Below are 17,394 nucleotides of genomic sequence, written 5' to 3'. Positions count from 1 at the left end.
GGCTGTAATGCGCACTGTATTGCTGACGGGTTTCGAACCGTTTGACCAAGACCTTGTCAACCCGTCCTGGGAGGCGGTACGCCTGTTGGAGGGTGTGCAGCTGGGCGCTGATGTGCGGATTGTCGCGCGGCAGTTACCCTGTGCCTTTGCCACGGCGGGCGAGCGCCTGGCTCAGCTGTTGGCCGAACACCGCCCGCAGATGGTCATTGCTGTCGGGCTGGGCCCCGGGCGCAGTGATATTTCCATCGAGCGGGTCGCGATCAACCTCAACGACGCGCGGATCCCGGACAACCTGGGTGAGCAACCTGTCGACACGGAAGTGCTGCCCGGCGGCCCTGCGGCCTACTTCGGCACCTTGCCGAGCAAGGCCATGGTGAGGGCCGTGCGCGAGGCCGGCATTGGGGCCAGCGTGTCGCAAACCGCCGGCACTTTCGTGTGCAACCAGGTGTTCTATCTGTTGCAGCACGCGCTCGCCGGGTCAGGGGTACGCAGCGGTTTCATCCATGTGCCGTGGCTGCCCGAGCAGGTGGCGGGCCGAATACCCGAGCCGGCCTCGATGGCGTTGCCGGTGCAGGTCGAGGGCTTGCGGATTGCGCTGCTGACGGCCTGGAATACCCTGGTGGATATCAGTGAAACGGGTGGGCAAGTCAGCTGAGGTTTTCGGCTTCGCGTCCCGGGAAAAACAACGCGAAGCAGGTCACACCGTTCTCGCTGCTCACGCTGTATCGGCCGTTATGCAACTGCATGATGGTCGCGACAATCGACAGCCCCAATCCATTGGAATGCGCCGAACGCTCCCGTGATTCATCCACGCGATAAAACCGCTCGAACAACCTGGGCAAGTGCTCCGCCGGGATGGTCGCGCCGTGGTTGGTCACTGTCAGGTTGATGCCTTCGGCGCAGGGTGTGGCCTGGATCAGCAGTTCAGAGGCGGGCGCACCATATTTGATGGCGTTGGCGCACAGGTTGGCCAGGGCACGGCGCAGCAGCATCGGCTCGGCCCAGATCACACCGGCGCCCTGGGCGAGGATGCTGATGTCGACATCGCCCGCCAGGCCTTCGAAGTAGTCGGCCATGCGTTCCACTTCATCGGCCGCGTCCAGTTCCTGGCGCTGGCGCAGTGCACTGGCCGGGTCGGTGCGGGCCAGGAACAGCATGTTGTCGAGCATGCGCGCCAGGCGTTCGAGTTCTTCGACGTTGGAGGCCAGCAGTTGCTGGTAGGCTTCGATGCTACGGTGTTGCTGCAGCGCCACCTGGGTTTCCCCGAGCAAGTTATTGATCGGCGTGCGCAGTTCGTGGGCCATGTCGGTGGAGACCTGGCCCAGTTGCACAAAACCCTTGGCCAGGCGTTCGAGCATGGTGTTGAACGAATCAATCATCGGCAGCAGTTCTTTGGGGGCGCCGTGGCTGTCGAGGCGCGCGGCGAGGTTGCCGACGCCGATGCCCTGGGCATGCACGGCCAGGCGCCGCAATGGCAGCAGGCCGCGATGCACCATCAGGTAACCGACCACCGCCAGTACCAATGCCGCGATGCTGGCGAGGATATAGACACTCAGCCGGTAGCTGGCGAGCACTGCGGTGCGCTCGGTCATCAACCGCCCGGTAGTGACTTGCAGGCTGCCCAGGTCGCCTGAATCGATGGTCGCGGCGAGGGTGGAGAAGGGGACGCCATTGACGCCGGGTAAATGCTGCACGTCGGCGAATTCCAGGGCGTGGTCCCGGGGCACCGGTGCAACGTCGGGCATGTCGATGTTGCCGGGGTTCACTTCCAGCAGCGGTTTCTGCCCGGGTGCGGCGATGCTCAGCACCGATTCGCGGTTGCCCAGCATGTTCTGGAACAGTTCGGGCTTGGTCTTGATCAGGTCCAGGGTGTTGCTGTCGTTCAGCAGGTTGCGCAGTTGGTCGACGCGGTAGATCAGCGCAGCGTCGTCGCGGTGGATCAGTTCGCGCTCAAGGTCGCGGTACAGCGCCACGCCGAGGGTTGCCAGCAGGGCGAACGCCAGCAGGGCGAAGATCAGCGCCAGGCGCAGCGTCAGGGAGTAATGCCGGGGCTTGCTCATGGTTGCGTATCGAAGCGATAGCCGATGCCGCGCACGCTATGGATCAGCTTGAGCTGGAACGGGTCGTCGATTTTCAGGCGCAGGCGGCGCACGGCCACGTCGACCACATTGGTGTCGCTGTCGAAATTCATGTCCCACACCCTTGAGGCGATCAGCGAGCGCGAGAGTACCTGGTCCTGATGGGTGGCGAACAAGTGCAACAAGGCGAACTCCTTGTTGGTCAGGGTGATGCGCACGCCGCCACGGCTGACGCGGCGCTTGAGCACGTCGATCTGCAGGTCGGCGATCTGCAAGTGTTCTTCTTCACGGCTTGGCCCGCGCCGGGTCAGGGTGCGCAGGCGCGCCACCAGTTCGGCGAAGGAAAACGGCTTGATCAGGTAATCGTCGGCGCCCAGTTCCAGGCCCTTGATGCGGTCGGCAATATCGTCCCGGGCGGTCAGGAACAGCACCGGCGTGTCGGCTTCCTTGCGCAGGCGACGCAGCACTTCCCAGCCGTCCATCTTCGGCATCATCACGTCCAGCACGATCACGTCGAACGGGGTTTCCAGGGCCTGGTGCAAACCGTCCACGCCATCGCGGGCAAGGCTCACGGAGTAACCCAGTTCCTGCAGGCCGTTAAGCAGGTAGTTGCCCGCCTTGGGCTCGTCTTCGACTACGAGGATATTCATGGGATTCGCCCTGGTGATGTGCAGTTCTTGCGTGGCGCAAGTGTAGCCCGATCAATTGTCATTGGGGCAGCCGATGCCCTGTACTTGATAGTCCAGCACGTGTTCGCGGCCCTGGCTGTCGAGGTAGTCGAGGCGCGCAGGGACAATGCCGCACTGGCCGTAGGTATCGGTGCTCGACAGTACTTTGGCCACGTCCATGTGCATGAAGAAGCCGGGGGTGTCATGGATCACCGAGGTGGTGGCGGTGGTATCGGCAAAGGCCGAGCCGGTGGCGAGGAGGGCAGCAAAGCCGAGGATAAACAGTTTCATGGCGGTATCTCTCTTTAAGGGTTGGCTGCCGGTATCCGGCAGTGAGTTCACAGTAACCAGGCGACACAAACAGCCAGCCAACAGGATGATGACAAGATCGTAATGAAGGGCTTAAGGCTGGCGGCCGGACGCTTCGAGGATCAGGTCGGTGATTTCCTTGGCGTGGGAAACCAGGGACAAGTGGCTCGATGGCACCTCGATGGTGGTGGCGTTCATGCGCTTGGCGAGAAAGCGTTCCAGGTCGGGGTTGATGGTCTGGTCATTGCTGGACACCGCATACCAGGACGGCTTGGTGTGCCACGCGGCGTTGACGGTGCGACCGCTGAACAGGGTCTTGGCGATCGGTTGTTGCACGGCGTACAGCTCCATGGCCTTGGCGTGGGGTACATCGGCGGCAAAGTACTTGAGGAAGGCGTCCTGGTTCAGGGTCAGGTAACCGTCGTGCTCCACCACACCGGCCCGCACGGGTGTGCTTGGGTACTTGGCGGACAGGGCGACGAAGTCTTCGTTGGCGTCCGGAGCGCGGGCGGCGACGTATACCAGGGAGCTGACCTTGGGGTTGACCCCGGCGTCGCTGACCACGGTGCCGGCGTAGGAATGGCCGACCAGCACGGTAGGACCGTCCTGTTGATCGAGTACGCGATTGGTGGCAGCGACGTCATCCGCCACCGAGGTCAGCGGGTTTTGCACGGCGGTTACATGCAAGCCGGCGGCCTGCAGGCGGGTAATCACTTCGGACCAGCTGGAACCGTCGGCCCAGGAGCCGTGTACCAGCACTACGTTATTGGCTTTCACCGGTGCAATCGGGCCGGCCACGGCGGCGCCGGTCCCCAGCATCAACAGGCTGGCGGCGATCAGGCAGAGTTTGCTTGCAGGTTTCATGGGCGGGCTCGCTTCATTTTCAGTGGGAAGTTGGGTCACCCGCTGTGGGTGACTGACGACTTCACTGTATGAAGTGAGGGTGAGGGCAACACTGACAGCTTGATGACAAGTTTGTAATGCAATGGGCAGCCGGAAGGCTGCCCTGGTTGGACGGTGACCCATCAGACAGTACGGGTTGCTTGCAGGCGTTCAGCGCCGCCTTCCGCCAGGCCGCGTTCGTGCAGGCGATCTGCGCCGCCCTCGGCGAGCAGGTGGGATGACTGGTCTTTGACCGCGCCAGCGTCGGTGTCGGCCGACGCCATGGATGACAGCCCGAGGCCCGCGATGACAGTCAGGCCGAGTACCAGGGACGAAGCTTTCGAGAGATTGAACATGATGAGGCTCCTACGCGTGAGTCAGCCGGATTGGCTGGTGGTCGTAGTTAATCGCCGGGGTGTATCTGCCATGTGTGCCCAGGCGTGGCGAAATGCGGGTTCGCGTATCCAGGCGGGGTTCCCATACAGTCCGATACAAACCACGGGAAGGTTTACAGCGTTTGGGCCGATCCGTAGATTGCACCAGGCAAGTGGTTCGTCAGCGCCCAAGACCGGGTGACGAAAGCAAGAGGAAGCCGAGCAGTGTCCACCCGCGATTCAGCTGTATTCGCCCACCGTTACCGCGCCTTCCTGTTCGATATGGATGGCACACTCCTGAACTCCATTGCCGCCGCCGAGCGCGTATGGGCCACCTGGGCTGAACGCCATGGGCTGGATGTCGAGGCCTTTCTGAAGACCATCCATGGTGCCCGGGCCATCGATACCATCACCCGCCAGGCGTTGCCCGGTGTGGACGCGCAGGCTGAGGCGCAGTGGATTACCGAGGCTGAACTTGAGGATGTGGAAGGGGTGGTGGCGATTGCGGGCGCGGTGGAATTCCTCAACGCATTGCCCGGCGATCAATGGGCGCTGGTTACGTCTGCCCCCAAGGCACTGGCTCTGCGCCGTATGCAGGCGGCCGGGATCAACCCGCCGGCGGTGCTGGTCACCGCGGAGGATGTTGCGAGCGGCAAGCCGGACCCTGCCTGTTATGTGCTCGGTGCGCAACGGCTGGGAGTACCGGTACAGGACTGCCTGGTGTTTGAGGATGCCAGCGTCGGGATTCGCGCCGGCGAGGCGGCGGGGGCCGATGTGATGGTGGTGACGTCGACCCACCTTGTGCCCATGGTCACCGCGCATCCGTCGATTGACGGGTATGAGCATCTACAGGTTCAGCGGGACGAAGCCGGGCTGTTGCATCTACAGCGCCTGGCGTAAAAAAAGGCCGACCCGGTTACCCGGATCGGCCTTCTTCGTATAGGGGCGGTTCAACGTTGGAGCCGTTTCCAGTCAGCGTCTGCAGGCGGTTGCCCTTGAGCCCCTGGCGGGACAAGACCATTTCCTTGAGGATTTCGCTGGCAAGCCTGGCAATCGCCTCCGGCCCTCGATGGTGGGCGCGGACGATGCCGGTCACTGCAAAGTGATCAGCTTCCGGGCCGCTGAGAATCGCGGAAAGCGTGCCATCGGCATGCAGGGTGCAGACGATTTTGTAGCTCGGCAGGCGCGCTGCCAGTGCTGATTCGATTTCGCTTTTACTCAGTGTGTCCATCAGCGCTACAACCTTTCACCGACCGTGCATGCCCAAGCATAGGTTGTGTCGCGCAGCTGTAAATACCGGCGATCTGATAGCAACTGCGGCGGCGGTTTCAACCCGCTTGCGGGATACACCGCGCTGGGGCAACGAACTTCAAGATGAAACCCAAAGCCGTCAGGATGAGGCTTTGCGGCGATCACTGTGAGGCGCGCGCCGGCACAGTCTGCGATGGACGGCGACCTGAATGGGCTTGAGGCAGAAGAAAAACAAGTACGCGCTCAGGAACAGCGTCAGGTCCAGCCATGAGTAGGCTTTGTCGGAGGAGCCTTCGATTTCGAACTTGAGGCCATACTCCAGCGCCACAAACGCCACGCTGATCAGCGTGACAATCAACCAAGACTTGGATAAGTAAGGCTGTTTAACGGTACGCCTCATCAACGTGCTCCTTGGCGCGCTGCAGACTGTAGGGGATTTGTCACGAGATTCGGCCCTGGAAAACTCCACAAGTTCCCTTTGTTTGCAGGCTGTTTCATGCGTTGAACGCAGCCAGCGACTATTACTGAGAAGTGTTCCTGCCATGTGTCATACAAAAGGGAGTACGCCTTATGTTGGTTCAGTGGTTGCAGCAGTCCATTTACTGGCATTCGCCATGGCTTTGTCGGCCGTGCTTGCGCGTGGCAAGGCATTGCGCGGTGTATCTGATAGTGACCCATCCACCCTGCGCCGCGTATTGATCGCGGACAACATCTGGGGAATCAGTGCCCTGGTGTTATTGGTAACCGGTGGCCTGCGGGCCTTCGGCGGCTACGAAAAGGGCAGTGATTATTACCTGCACCAGCCGTTGTTTCACGTGAAGATGACGCTGCTTGTATTAATTTTGTTACTGGAGCTCGCGCCGATGATTCGCTTTATCAAATGGCGCATCGCGTTGGCGCGTGGCACGCGCCTCGATTTGCACCAGGCAGGTCTTTTTGCGCGCATCAGCCATGTGCAGGCGTTACTGCTGGTGCTGATGATGATTGCAGCGAGTGGCATGGCACGCGGTATCGGCCTGGGATGACGCTGGCCTGACGCTGGAACAAGGGAATAGGGCGCGCTGGCCGCGGGAAGCCGCGAGCAGGCTGAAAGAGGTTTTCGCCAGCCGTTACAGTGAACGAAAGGGCTGGCTACTGGAGGCGCTTCAAGGTGTCTGGTTTTTATCCGGAGCCGTCAGGCCCGCCTGGATACGTTGGTAGATCTCCTCGCGATGCACGGCAACGTCCTTTGGAGCATTGATGCCGATTCTTACTTGCTGGCCGCTAACGCCCAGGATGGTGATCGTGATGTCATCACCGATGTTTATGCTTTCACCGACTTTGCGGGTGAGTATCAGCATGGACTTCTCCTTGATTGCTTTGAAGGACACATGTTTCAGACAGGGCAGATGTCGGATGTGTGTAGCTTACTGCGAAGCGCTTCCCTGTGGCTGCCTCTTTTAGGACGCATAGAGGCGGCATTAATTCCCATGCCGCCATCATACAGGTCTGCGATACATCATTCGCATTGTTTAAGCCAACGTTTATGACGGCCAGAATAGACAGTGAATGATAAAGTCGCCTCTTTGATCCTCTAAGGAGCAGGGTAGTGCGTAAAGTAGCGATGGCAATTGCGGTGTTGGCATTGGCCGGTTGCGGTGAAGGTAAAAGTGTCGACGCCCCCAAGGCCAGGCCTGCCGTTGCCGAGGCGCCCGCCCAGGCGCAACCTGCGGTCGGCGCGATCGCCTCTCAAGAATGGGATGTATGGGTGGGGCCGCCGGATCACAAGCTGCAGGCGATGACTGACCTGACCGCGTGGTTGCTGGAACACGGTTTCAGTTTCTATCTGGCGAAGGAAGACGGTAAGGACCAGGTGCTGCTGGGCCCATTCAGCACCAAGGCCGAGGCCGAGGCGAAACAAGCGCAGTTGACCGAGAAACTGGCCACTGCGAAGAAGAATGACACGGTGTCCGAGGTCATCGAACACAAGGTTGCGCAGTAAAGAGTCGACAAGCGGGAGGCCATGGCGCTCCCGCTTTTTTCGTTCAGCCGCAGGCTTTCAAGTTCACCGGGCCGACAAATTCATTGCCGCGCCCCATCACGCACGCCACGGTTTGATTGCGCTGGCGTTCCCAGGGCTGTACCGGGTAGGTCTTGTTCCAGGCTTCATACAGCTGGCGATCCTGTTTCGACAGGCGCAGGCCATACTGCTTACTCATATAGAAATAGGTTCGGGCGATCATGCCGCGAATGGAAGGGCGGGGCATGACCTTCTTGGCCTTGAAGTCCACCTGGGTCAGGCATGATCCATATTGGCCGCTTTGTACCGGCAGCCAGCCAAAACTGAAATTGTTTCGGTCGCCATTCACCTCGCCGATGCTCGGCACCAGGTTGTGCAGGTCGGCTTCGGCCCGCTTGTAGACCGCGTCCTTGCGGGTGCAGTTCTTGCGCCCGCCATCCTGCCAGCACTGGCGCTGATGGCCGATCTGCCAGGCCGGAACAATGTGTTCCCATTCAATACGTGCCGCCCGGTTGGCGTTTTTGCGCGGGATATAGCCGCAGGCTTTCAGGTCTACCCGGTTGCCGTTGTATTTGCAGCCGCAATAGAACTCCGTGGATTGCGGTTCATACAGTTTCCAGGCGATTTTCTTGGCTTCGCTGAACGTCCTGGGGGCTTGGGCTTGAGCGGTAACAGCAAAAAACACGAACAACACACTGATAAAACGGACACTCATTGACTCAATCTTCCTTCGGCACAACCCAGAAAATCTGCACGCCGCCGTCATCGCGATAAGCGAGGGTGACGTTATCGTTTTCTGCTATCTCTTCCAGTAGTCGTGCCCACTCGTCTTCCGGTTCCTCCGGCAAACGAAAAATCAACGCCGCCTTGTTTTTTTGGGCATTGGTGGAGTTGATGATTTTCTGCACACGAACGGCCAGTCGTTGGTAGGCATCAGGAGGTGTTGGTGCTGCGGAAGAGGGCTTTGCCACGGAGTATTCCTTATTAGGCTGTACGTGCATACAGTATTTAACTGTGGGCAATTTCGCAACTGCTTAAAATTCAAGAAGTTCTTCTGACAGTGGTTTTGCCGATTTGGTGTAGGAACGCTTTGTTTTTCAAAGGTTTTTTGCGCGGGGGATAAAGCGGGGGAAATCAGACCCGCTCGCGGTACGCCACGAGCGGGATGGCCCAACCGTTGCCGGCCGGGCCCGGGAGCGATCAATATTCCCAGAACATCCGTTGCAGTTCCTTGCTGTCCTGGGTCTTGGTCAGGGCGACCATGGCCAGGATGCGGGCTTTCTGCGGGTTCAGGTCATGGGCAACTACCCAGTCGTATTTGTCGTCTGGTTGTTCGGCGTTACGCAGAACGAAACCACCGGCATTCACGTGGGAAGAGCGAATGATCTGTACGCCTTGCTTGCGCAGTTCCTGCAGGGCAGGCACCACCTTGGACGACACCGAACCATTGCCGGTACCGGCATGGATGATGGCTTTCGCGCCGGCCTGGGCCAGGGCCTTGTAGGCGGTGTCGCTTACGTTGCCATAGGAATAGGCGATTTCGACGTCCGGCAGGCTTTTGATGGTCTTGATGTCGAATTCCGAGTTCATGGTGTGACGCTTGGCTGGCAGGCGGAACCAGTAGGATTTGCCTTCTACCACCATGCCCAGCGGGCCCCATGGGCTCTTGAACGCTTCAGTCTTGATGTTGATCATCTTGCTGACGTCGCGACCCGACTGGATCTCGTCGTTCATGGTCACCAGTACGCCTTTGCCGCGGGCGTCCTTGCTGCCGGCGACGGCAACGGCGTTGTACAGGTTGAGCATGCCATCAGCCGACATGGCGGTGCCTGGGCGCATCGAGCCGACCACGACGATTGGCTTGTCGGTCTTTTCCACCAGGTTGAGGAAGTAGGCAGTCTCTTCCAGGGTGTCGGTACCGTGGGTGATCACGATGCCGTCGACGTCCTTGCTGTCGGCCAGTTCGGCGACACGACGACCCAGTTGCAGGAGGTTTTCGTTGGTGATGCTTTCGGAGGCAATTTGCAATACTTGTTCGCCGCGGACATTGGCGATCTGGCTAAGCTCAGGAACACCGGCGATCAATTGTTCGATGCCGACCTTGGCGGCCTGGTAGGTCGCACTGTTGGCCGCGCTGGCGCCGGCGCCGGCGATGGTGCCGCCGGTGGCAAGGATCACCACGTTGGACAGTTTTTGCTGGGTTTCAGCTTCTTTTGCCTGAGCGGCAACGGGGAACAACAGCAGGAGGGCTAACGCGCCCGGTACGAAAGTTTTCAACGCAGATTTCATTATTCTTCTCTCTAGTTTTGATGAGTGCTGATGCAGGTTCATCTAGAAACACCCGGGCGGTTCTGAACGCCACGAGGTGCTGAGTAAGAGCAGGATTTGTACCAGCGGGATTTTGTTGGGCAATAGAATTTAACCTATTGATTTATATCTATATTTGTTTGATTTGTAAGTAAATGGCTTGGTCTTCTGTCCGGCTTTCCGAACAAAGCGGTGCGCGGGTGTTCGGTTGTCCGAAAAGGATGACGGAAAAGTTTGGTTTTAAACGCAGGAGGCACGCCGCGACCTGTCGTTTCAGAGAACGATCCAGCAACGCGGATGTTTAAAGGGGGTACCGGATGGCTTCGAGGGCAGGGCGTAAAGCGGATTCACCAAAAGGCTGTTTTCTCCCGTTGACAAATCTCGACAAGCTTCTCATAGTTTGACCTAACGCAAACGTTTGCGAGATGTTTCACGGGGTGCTCCTCGAGTGTCGTGAAAGCTCGTATCAGCCGCCCGGGTGGGTTGGCTGCCGAAGCGTTCTTCGGTGCAAGCGTTGCTCACAATAATCATAAGATCGGAGTGAACCCATGAAGCTGCCATTTGCTGGACGTCTTCTTGCTGTCGCTGTGCTTGCTGCCGCATCCGCTGCCCTGCCTCTTTCCTCTGCATTTGCTGCCGAGACCGCCGCCAAACCCAAGGTCGGCCTGGTGATGAAATCCCTCGCCAACGAATTCTTCGTCACCATGCAGGACGGTGCCAAGGAATACCAGAAAGCCCACGCCGCCGACTTCGACATGATCACCAACGGGATCAAGAACGAAACCGATACCAGTGCTCAGATCGATATCGTCAATCAGATGATCCTGTCCAAGGTTGACGCGATCGTCATTGCTCCCGCCGACTCGAAAGCCCTGGTCACCGTGCTGAAAAAGGCCTCTGACAAAGGCATCAAGGTCGTCAACATCGACAACCGTCTGGATGTGGATGTACTGAAAAGCAAAAACCTTGATATCCCGTTCGTAGGTCCAGACAACCGCAAGGGCGCGCGCCTGGTCGGTGAAGAACTGGCCAAGCACCTCACCAAGGGTGACCAGGTTGGCATCATCGAAGGTGTGTCCACCACCACCAACGCCCAGCAGCGTACCGCTGGCTTCAAGGACGCGATGGATGCCGCCGGCATGAAGATCGTCTCCACCCAATCCGGTGAGTGGGAAATCGACAAGGGCAACGCGATTGCCGCTGCCATGCTCCAGGCAAACCCGAACATCAAGGCACTGCTGGCCGGTAACGACAACATGGCACTGGGCGCAGTATCCGCCGTACGTGGCGCCGGCAAGGCTGGCAAGGTGCTGGTCGTAGGCTACGACAACATCGAGGCCATCAAGCCGATGCTGCAGGACGGCCGTGTCCTGGCCACCGCCGACCAGGCTGCTGCCCAGCAAGCCGTTTTCGGTATCCAGAACGCTCTGAAGCTGGTCAAGGGTGAAAAAGTCGATGCCGTGGATGGCATGATCGAAACCCCGGTCGAACTCATCCTCAAGAAGTAATTCCCCGGCAGCACAAAACAGCGTCCGCTCACCCGAGCGGACGCCTGGAGACGTTCCTATGTCATCTTCCGCACCGAACGCTGTCCTCTCGGTCAGCGGTATCGGCAAGACCTATGCCCAACCGGTTCTGTTCGACATCACCCTGACGCTCAATCGTGGGGAAGTGTTGGCGCTTACCGGTGAGAATGGCGCGGGGAAAAGCACCCTGTCGAAAATCATCGGCGGGCTGGTCACCCCGACCGACGGCCAGATGCAGTTCAATGGCCAGGCCTACACGCCAGGCAGCCGGACCCAGGCTGAAGAGCAGGGCATCCGCATGGTCATGCAGGAGCTTAACCTGCTGCCAACCCTGACGGTCGCTGAAAACCTGTTCCTCGATAACCTGCCCAGCCACGGTGGCTGGATCAGTCGCAAGCAACTGCGCAAGGCCGCCATTGAAGCCATGGCCCAGGTCGGCCTGGACGCTATCGACCCGGACACCCTGGTCGGCAGCCTCGGCATCGGCCACCAACAGATGGTCGAGATCGCCCGCAACCTGATTGGCGACTGCCACGTACTGATCCTCGATGAACCTACGGCGATGCTGACCGCCCGTGAAGTCGAGATGCTGTTCGAACAAATCACCCGCCTGCAGGCCCGGGGCGTGGCGATTATCTATATTTCCCACCGGCTCGAAGAACTGGCCCGGGTTGCCCAGCGCATTGCGGTGCTGCGCGACGGCAAGCTGGTGTGTGTCGAGCCGATGGCCAACTACAACAGTGAGCAACTGGTCACGCTGATGGTGGGCCGCGAACTGGGCGAGAAAATCGACCTGGGCCCGCGCACCATCGGCGCGCCGCTGTTGACGGTAAAAGGCCTGACCCGCTCGGACAAGGTCCGCGACGTGTCGTTTGAAGTGCGTGCCGGCGAAATCTACGGCATCTCCGGCCTGATCGGTGCGGGCCGTACGGAGTTGCTGCGCCTGATCTTCGGCGCCGACCTGGCCGACAGCGGCACCGTGGCCCTGGGCACACCTGCGCAAGTCGTCAGCATTCGCTCGCCCGTCGACGCGGTTGGCCATGGCATCGCCCTGATCACCGAAGACCGCAAGGGCGAAGGCCTGCTGCTGACCCAATCCATCGGCGCCAACATTGCCTTGGGCAACATGCCGAAGGTGTCCAGCGGTGGCCTGGTGAACAGTCGTGACGAAACGGCCTTGGCCAAGCGCCAGGTCGACGCCATGCGTATCCGCAGTTCCAGTCCGGCGCAGCTGGTGTCCGAGCTGTCGGGTGGCAACCAGCAGAAGGTGGTGATTGGCCGCTGGCTGGAGCGCGATTGCGCGGTGATGCTGTTCGATGAACCGACCCGAGGCATCGACGTCGGCGCCAAATTCGATATCTATGCGTTGCTCGGCGACCTGACCCGCCAGGGCAAGGCGCTGGTGGTGGTGTCCAGCGACCTGCGTGAGTTGATGCTGATCTGCGACCGCATCGGCGTACTTTCCGCCGGGCGCCTGATCGAGACCTTCGAGCGCGACAGCTGGACCCAGGACGAATTGCTTGCCGCTGCTTTTGCCGGCTATCAGAAACGTGATGCGCTGCTCAACGACGCAGCGCCTAGGAATACCCCATGAAAACCACTTCCTCCCCCGCAAAACGTGGCGGCAACTTCTATGGCCTGGGCACCTACCTGGGCCTGGCCGGCGCCTTGCTGGCGATGATTGCGCTGTTCTCGTTCCTGAGCGACCACTTCCTCTCGTACGACACCTTCAGCACCCTGGCCAACCAGATTCCCGACCTGATGGTGTTGGCGGTCGGCATGACCTTCGTGCTGATCATCGGCGGCATCGACCTGTCGGTAGGCTCCGTGCTGGCCCTGGCCGCATCGGCCGTCAGCGTGGCGATTCTCGGCTGGGGCTGGAGTGTGTTGCCGGCAGCCGTACTGGGCATGGGCTGCGCCGCGTTGGCCGGGACCATTACCGGTTCGATCACAGTGGCCTGGCGGATCCCGTCGTTCATCGTGTCCCTCGGCGTGCTGGAAATGGCGCGCGGCGTGGCGTACCAGATGACCGGCTCGCGTACCGCATACATCGGTGATTCGTTTGCCTGGCTGTCCAACCCGGTGGCCTTCGGCATTTCACCTTCGTTCATCATCGCGTTGCTGGTGATCATCGCCGCGCAGCTGGTGCTGACCCGTACCGTGTTCGGTCGCTACCTGATCGGCATTGGCACCAACGAAGAGGCCGTGCGCCTGGCGGGTATCAATCCCAAGCCCTACAAGATCCTGGTGTTCAGCCTGATGGGCCTGCTGGCTGGTGTGGCGGCGCTGTTCCAGATTTCGCGCCTGGAAGCGGCCGATCCCAACGCCGGTTCCGGCCTGGAGCTGCAAGTGATCGCTGCGGTAGTGATCGGCGGCACCAGCCTGATGGGCGGGCGTGGCTCGGTCATCAGTACCTTCTTCGGCGTGCTGATCATCTCGGTACTGGCGGCAGGGCTGGCGCAGATTGGCGCCACCGAGCCGACCAAACGTATCATCACCGGTGCCGTGATCGTGATCGCGGTGGTGCTCGATACTTACCGCAGCCAGCGCGCCAGTCGGCGAGCCTGAGCCATGGCAACGATCAAGGATGTGGCCGCGCTGGCGGGGATTTCCTACACCACGGTGTCTCATGTGGTGAACAAGACGCGCCCGGTCAGCGAGCCGGTACGGATCAAGGTCGAGGCGGCCATCAAGCAGCTCGACTATGTACCCAGTGCGGTCGCGCGCTCGCTGAAGGCCAAGACCACAGCCACCATCGGCCTGTTGGTGCCCAACAGCCTCAACCCGTATTTTGCGGAACTGGCCCGGGGCATCGAGGATTACTGCGAGCGTAACGGCTATTGCGTGATCCTCTGCAACTCCGACGATAATGCCGAAAAGCAGCGCAGCTACCTGAGGGTGCTGCTGGAAAAACGCATCGACGGCTTGATCGTGACCTCGGTGGGCGGCGACGACAGCGGCCTGGCGACAGGCCTCAAGGCGGTACGCACGCCGATGGTCATCGTCGACCGTGCATTGGACGGGATCGATGTCGACCTGGTGCGCATCGACCATGAACAGGGCGCTTACCTGGCGACCCGGCACTTGCTCGATCTGGGTCATCGCGACATTGCCTGCATTGGTGGCCCGAGTCATACCCGCGTGGCGCAAATGCGGATGGCGGGCTACTACCGCGCCCTGGCCGAGGCGGGGCTCGAAGTGCCGGCCGGCCGTGTGCTGGAAAGTGATTTCACCAGTACCGGTGGTTACGCGGCCGCGGCGCAATTGCTGGCGGATAATCCCCCCAGCGCGATTTTTGCCGGCAACGACATGATTGGCTTCGGCGTCTTGCGCGCCGCTGCCGAACGTAATATCCGGGTGCCCGGTGAGCTGTCGGTGATCGGGTTTGATGATATCCAGATGAGCCAGTACGTGTACCCGGCGCTGACCACCGTGGGCCAGTCGATCCTGCAGTTGGGAGAGATGGCGGCCGAGCTTTTACTGCGACGAATTGCGACACCCCAATTGCCGATCGATCAACGCATCGTGACGCCGAGTATTGTCCTGCGCGAGTCGACAGCGCCGTTGGCCGGTGTGTTTGCCCAATACCGCTGAACCGAATTGATGAGTACTGATGTATGCCAGCAAAAGTAGTGGTAATAGGCAGCCTGAACATGGACCTGGTCACCCGGGCCAGTCGGCTGCCCCGCGCCGGTGAAACCCTGATCGGCCAATCGTTCTCCACCGTTCCCGGCGGCAAGGGCGCGAACCAGGCGGTCGCTTCGGCGCGCCTCGGGGCTGAGGTCGCCATGGTCGGCTGCGTGGGCACCGATGCCTATGGCGCGCAATTGCGCGACGCGTTGCTGGTGGAGGGCATTGATTGCCAGGCCGTCAGCACCGTCGACGGTTCCAGCGGCGTGGCGCTGATCGTGGTGGATGACAGCAGCCAGAATGCGATCGTCATCGTTGCCGGTAGCAATGGCGAGCTGACCCCAGCCAAATTACAGGCATTTGACAGTGTGCTGCAGGCTGCCGACGTGATTGTCTGCCAGCTGGAAACGCCGATGGAGACTGTCGGCCATGCCCTCAAGCGCGGTCGCGAGCTGGGCAAGACGGTGATCCTGAACCCGGCGCCGGCCAGTGGTCCGCTGCCCGAGGATTGGTACGCCGCCATCGACTACCTGATTCCCAATGAAAGCGAAGCCTCGGCCTTGAGCGGCGTGGTGGTCGACTCGCTGGACAGCGCCAAGGCCGCCGCCACACGCCTGATCAAGGCCGGTGCTGGCAAAGTGATCATTACCCTCGGCTCCGAAGGCGCGTTGTTTGCCGATGGCCAAGGCTTCGAGCACCTGGTCGCGCCCAAGGTCAAGGCGGTCGATACCACGGCTGCCGGTGACACCTTCGTCGGCGGTTTCGCAGCCGCGCTGGCCAACGGCAGGAGCGAGGCCGAGGCCATTCGTTTCGGCCAGGTAGCCGCCGCGCTGTCCGTGACCCGCGCGGGTGCGCAACCCTCTATTCCCACATTGCATGACGTCCAAGGTTTTGTGCCCTCATGAAAAAGACTCCCTTGCTCAATATCGCGCTGTCGCGGGTGATCGCATCCCTTGGCCATGGCGACATTCTGGTGATCGGTGATGCCGGCTTGCCGGTGCCGCCGGGTGTCGAGCTGATCGACCTGGCGCTGACCAAAGGCATTCCGGATTTCGTCAGTACCTTGCGCATCGTCCTCAGCGAGATGCAGGTGGAAAGCCACGTGCTCGCGGAAGAAATCCTGCTCAAGCAACCGCCGGCCCTGGCGGATCTCAATACCCTGGCCGAACAGGCCGCCCTCGGCGAGCGCCGCCTGGTCAGCCATGAAGCGTTCAAGCAACTCAGCCGCAAGGCGAGGGCGGTGGTGCGCACCGGCGAGTGCCAGCCCTACTGCAATATCGCGCTGGTTTCCGGCGTAACGTTCTAGAATTCCCCAACGACAAGGAGTGCGTCATGCAACGTGGTACCCAAACCCTGCGACACCTGTTCCGGAGTGTGCTGCTTTTGTCCGTGCTAACTGCTGCAAGCGCCCACGCGGCGGAAAAAATCGACCTGATCATCGACACCGACCCCGGTGCCGACGACGTGGTTGCCTTGCTGTTCGCCATGGCTTCGCCCGATGAACTGCAGATCCGCGCGCTGACCACCGTTGCCGGTAACGTGCGCCTCGACAAGACCTCCCGCAACGCACGCCTGGCCCGCGAATGGGCAGGGCGCGAGGACATCCCGGTATATGCCGGTGCACCGAAACCGATGCTGCGCACGCCGATCTACGCTGAAAACATCCATGGCAAGGAAGGTATCTCCGGCGTCACCGTGCATGAGCCGAAAAAAGGCCTGGCAGAAGGCAATGCCGTTGATTACCTGATCAAGACCCTCAGCACCGCCAAGCCCCACAGCATCACCATCGCCATGCTCGGTCCGCAGACCAACCTGGCGCTGGCATTGACCCAGGCGCCGGAGATCACTCAAGGCATCAAGGAAGTGGTGGTGATGGGCGGCGCGCACTTCAACGGCGGCAATATCACGCCGGTGGCCGAGTTCAACCTGTTCGCCGACCCGATCGCGGCCGAGATCGTGCTCAAGAGCGGCGTCAAGCTGACCTACCTGCCGTTGGACGTGACCCACAAGGTCCTGACCAGCGACGCACGCCTGAAGCAAATCGCTGCGCTGAACAACAACGCGAGCAAGGTGGTGGGCGATATTCTCAATGAATACGTCAAGGGCGACATGGAGCACTACGGCATCCCGGGCGGCCCGGTGCATGACGCTACCGTCATTGCCTACCTGCTCAAGCCTGCGCTGTTTAGCGGCCGTGAGGTCAACGTGGTGGTGGACAGCCGTGAAGGCCCAACCTTCGGGCAGACCATCGTCGACTGGTACGATGGCCTGAAACAACCGAAGAACGCGTTCTGGGTTGAAAATGGCGATGCCCAGGGCTTTTTCGATCTGCTGACCGAACGCCTTGGTCGCCTGAAGTAAACAGTCTGC

Annotated in this window: 22 protein-coding genes; 11 read left to right on the top strand and 11 right to left on the bottom strand. The window is 60.5% G+C overall.

The genetic code is table 11. From position 1 onward, the window contains the following. Positions 1–7 precede the first annotated feature (7 nt). A complete protein-coding gene (gene pcp / locus HX839_RS30005; protein ID WP_177068138.1) occupies positions 8–655 on the top strand; it encodes a pyroglutamyl-peptidase I in 648 nt (215 codons plus the stop codon). On the opposite strand, the gene HX839_RS30000 is transcribed toward pcp, so the two are convergent. From HX839_RS30000 to HX839_RS29980, 5 genes are all read right to left on the bottom strand, one after another. Continuing rightward, the gene (locus HX839_RS30000; protein ID WP_003219987.1) at positions 648–2,060 is read right to left on the bottom strand and encodes a heavy metal sensor histidine kinase; all 1,413 of its coding nucleotides are present in this window, start codon (positions 2,058–2,060) and stop codon (positions 648–650) included. The two genes, pcp and HX839_RS30000, sit on opposite strands and share 8 nt — an antisense overlap. Continuing rightward, the gene (locus tag HX839_RS29995) at positions 2,057–2,728 is read right to left on the bottom strand and encodes a heavy metal response regulator transcription factor (RefSeq protein WP_003219986.1); all 672 of its coding nucleotides are present in this window, start codon (positions 2,726–2,728) and stop codon (positions 2,057–2,059) included. Before HX839_RS29995 ends, HX839_RS30000 begins: the two co-directional genes overlap by 4 nt. Before the next feature lie 51 nt (positions 2,729–2,779). Next, positions 2,780–3,037, bottom strand: a complete 258-nt coding sequence (locus HX839_RS29990; RefSeq protein WP_003219985.1) for a DUF2790 domain-containing protein — start codon at positions 3,035–3,037, stop codon at positions 2,780–2,782. Positions 3,038–3,148: 111 nt separating this feature from the next. Then, on the bottom strand, positions 3,149–3,919 hold the full coding sequence (locus tag HX839_RS29985; RefSeq protein WP_102368533.1) for an alpha/beta fold hydrolase: 771 nt from the start codon (positions 3,917–3,919) through the stop codon (positions 3,149–3,151). 161 nt (positions 3,920–4,080) lie between these two features. Continuing rightward, complete coding sequence (locus tag HX839_RS29980) at positions 4,081–4,293, bottom strand: phage infection protein (protein ID WP_177009392.1); 213 nt, start codon at positions 4,291–4,293, stop codon at positions 4,081–4,083. A 243-nt stretch (positions 4,294–4,536) separates the two neighbouring features. Here HX839_RS29980 and HX839_RS29975 point away from each other — a divergent pair, with 243 nt between their 5' ends. After that, positions 4,537–5,211 carry an HAD-IA family hydrolase gene (locus tag HX839_RS29975; protein WP_134326090.1) on the top strand — a complete coding sequence of 225 codons (675 nt, stop codon included), beginning with the start codon at positions 4,537–4,539 and terminating at the stop codon, positions 5,209–5,211. Between the two features lie 16 nt (positions 5,212–5,227). Here the strand turns inward: HX839_RS29975 and HX839_RS29970 are convergent, their stop codons facing one another. Both HX839_RS29970 and HX839_RS29965 read right to left on the bottom strand, forming a co-directional pair. Then, the gene (locus HX839_RS29970; RefSeq protein WP_008438700.1) at positions 5,228–5,542 is read right to left on the bottom strand and encodes a hypothetical protein; all 315 of its coding nucleotides are present in this window, start codon (positions 5,540–5,542) and stop codon (positions 5,228–5,230) included. Between the two features lie 159 nt (positions 5,543–5,701). Beyond that, positions 5,702–5,962 carry a hypothetical protein gene (locus HX839_RS29965; RefSeq protein WP_003219977.1) on the bottom strand — a complete coding sequence of 87 codons (261 nt, stop codon included), beginning with the start codon at positions 5,960–5,962 and terminating at the stop codon, positions 5,702–5,704. 142 nt (positions 5,963–6,104) lie between these two features. Here HX839_RS29965 and HX839_RS29960 point away from each other — a divergent pair, with 142 nt between their 5' ends. Continuing rightward, positions 6,105–6,587 carry a DUF2214 family protein gene (locus tag HX839_RS29960; protein WP_177068137.1) on the top strand — a complete coding sequence of 161 codons (483 nt, stop codon included), beginning with the start codon at positions 6,105–6,107 and terminating at the stop codon, positions 6,585–6,587. A 120-nt stretch (positions 6,588–6,707) separates the two neighbouring features. Here HX839_RS29960 and csrA read toward each other — a convergent pair whose 3' ends face one another. Further along, positions 6,708–6,902, bottom strand: a complete 195-nt coding sequence (gene csrA, locus HX839_RS29955; RefSeq protein WP_003192511.1) for a carbon storage regulator CsrA — start codon at positions 6,900–6,902, stop codon at positions 6,708–6,710. 263 nt (positions 6,903–7,165) lie between these two features. Here csrA and HX839_RS29950 point away from each other — a divergent pair, with 263 nt between their 5' ends. After that, positions 7,166–7,543, top strand: a complete 378-nt coding sequence (locus HX839_RS29950) for a hypothetical protein (protein WP_032899812.1) — start codon at positions 7,166–7,168, stop codon at positions 7,541–7,543. Between the two features lie 43 nt (positions 7,544–7,586). Here HX839_RS29950 and HX839_RS29945 read toward each other — a convergent pair whose 3' ends face one another. The 3 genes from HX839_RS29945 to HX839_RS29935 all read right to left on the bottom strand — a co-directional run bounded on the left by HX839_RS29945 (position 7,587) and on the right by HX839_RS29935 (position 9,850). Continuing rightward, positions 7,587–8,276, bottom strand: coding sequence for an endonuclease (locus HX839_RS29945; RefSeq protein WP_134326091.1), 690 nt, complete (start codon positions 8,274–8,276; stop codon positions 7,587–7,589). 4 nt (positions 8,277–8,280) lie between these two features. Then, a complete protein-coding gene (locus tag HX839_RS29940) occupies positions 8,281–8,532 on the bottom strand; it encodes a DUF1654 domain-containing protein (RefSeq protein WP_023659007.1) in 252 nt (83 codons plus the stop codon). A gap of 229 nt (positions 8,533–8,761) precedes the next feature. Continuing rightward, positions 8,762–9,850, bottom strand: coding sequence for an asparaginase (locus HX839_RS29935; RefSeq protein WP_003219965.1), 1,089 nt, complete (start codon positions 9,848–9,850; stop codon positions 8,762–8,764). Positions 9,851–10,416: 566 nt separating this feature from the next. On the opposite strand from HX839_RS29935, the gene HX839_RS29930 reads away from it, so the two are divergent. From HX839_RS29930 to HX839_RS29900, 7 genes are read left to right on the top strand one after another with little or no spacing between them, the layout of a single operon-like run. Further along, positions 10,417–11,376, top strand: a complete 960-nt coding sequence (locus HX839_RS29930) for a sugar ABC transporter substrate-binding protein (RefSeq protein WP_177009393.1) — start codon at positions 10,417–10,419, stop codon at positions 11,374–11,376. Positions 11,377–11,434: 58 nt separating this feature from the next. Next, a complete protein-coding gene (locus HX839_RS29925) occupies positions 11,435–12,988 on the top strand; it encodes a sugar ABC transporter ATP-binding protein (RefSeq protein WP_177068136.1) in 1,554 nt (517 codons plus the stop codon). Beyond that, positions 12,985–13,962, top strand: coding sequence for an ABC transporter permease (locus HX839_RS29920; RefSeq protein WP_003219960.1), 978 nt, complete (start codon positions 12,985–12,987; stop codon positions 13,960–13,962). The genes HX839_RS29925 and HX839_RS29920 overlap by 4 nt, the downstream gene beginning before the upstream one ends. 3 nt (positions 13,963–13,965) lie before the next feature. Then, positions 13,966–14,988, top strand: a complete 1,023-nt coding sequence (locus tag HX839_RS29915) for a LacI family DNA-binding transcriptional regulator (protein ID WP_003219958.1) — start codon at positions 13,966–13,968, stop codon at positions 14,986–14,988. A 23-nt stretch (positions 14,989–15,011) separates the two neighbouring features. Then, positions 15,012–15,929, top strand: coding sequence for a ribokinase (gene rbsK, locus HX839_RS29910; protein ID WP_008438691.1), 918 nt, complete (start codon positions 15,012–15,014; stop codon positions 15,927–15,929). Beyond that, positions 15,926–16,330 (top strand): D-ribose pyranase, encoded by a 405-nt coding sequence (rbsD, locus tag HX839_RS29905; RefSeq protein ID WP_177068135.1) that lies wholly within the window; start codon positions 15,926–15,928, stop codon positions 16,328–16,330. Before rbsK ends, rbsD begins: the two co-directional genes overlap by 4 nt. A 26-nt stretch (positions 16,331–16,356) precedes the next feature. Beyond that, positions 16,357–17,385 (top strand): nucleoside hydrolase, encoded by a 1,029-nt coding sequence (locus HX839_RS29900; RefSeq protein ID WP_003219953.1) that lies wholly within the window; start codon positions 16,357–16,359, stop codon positions 17,383–17,385. Positions 17,386–17,394: the final 9 nt, after the last annotated feature.

The organism is Pseudomonas sp. I8001 (assembly GCF_013385345.1).
Taxonomy (GTDB): domain Bacteria; phylum Pseudomonadota; class Gammaproteobacteria; order Pseudomonadales; family Pseudomonadaceae; genus Aquipseudomonas.
Note: the sequence above shows the minus strand (reverse complement) of the source record. Positions and strands in the feature narration are given on the sequence as shown.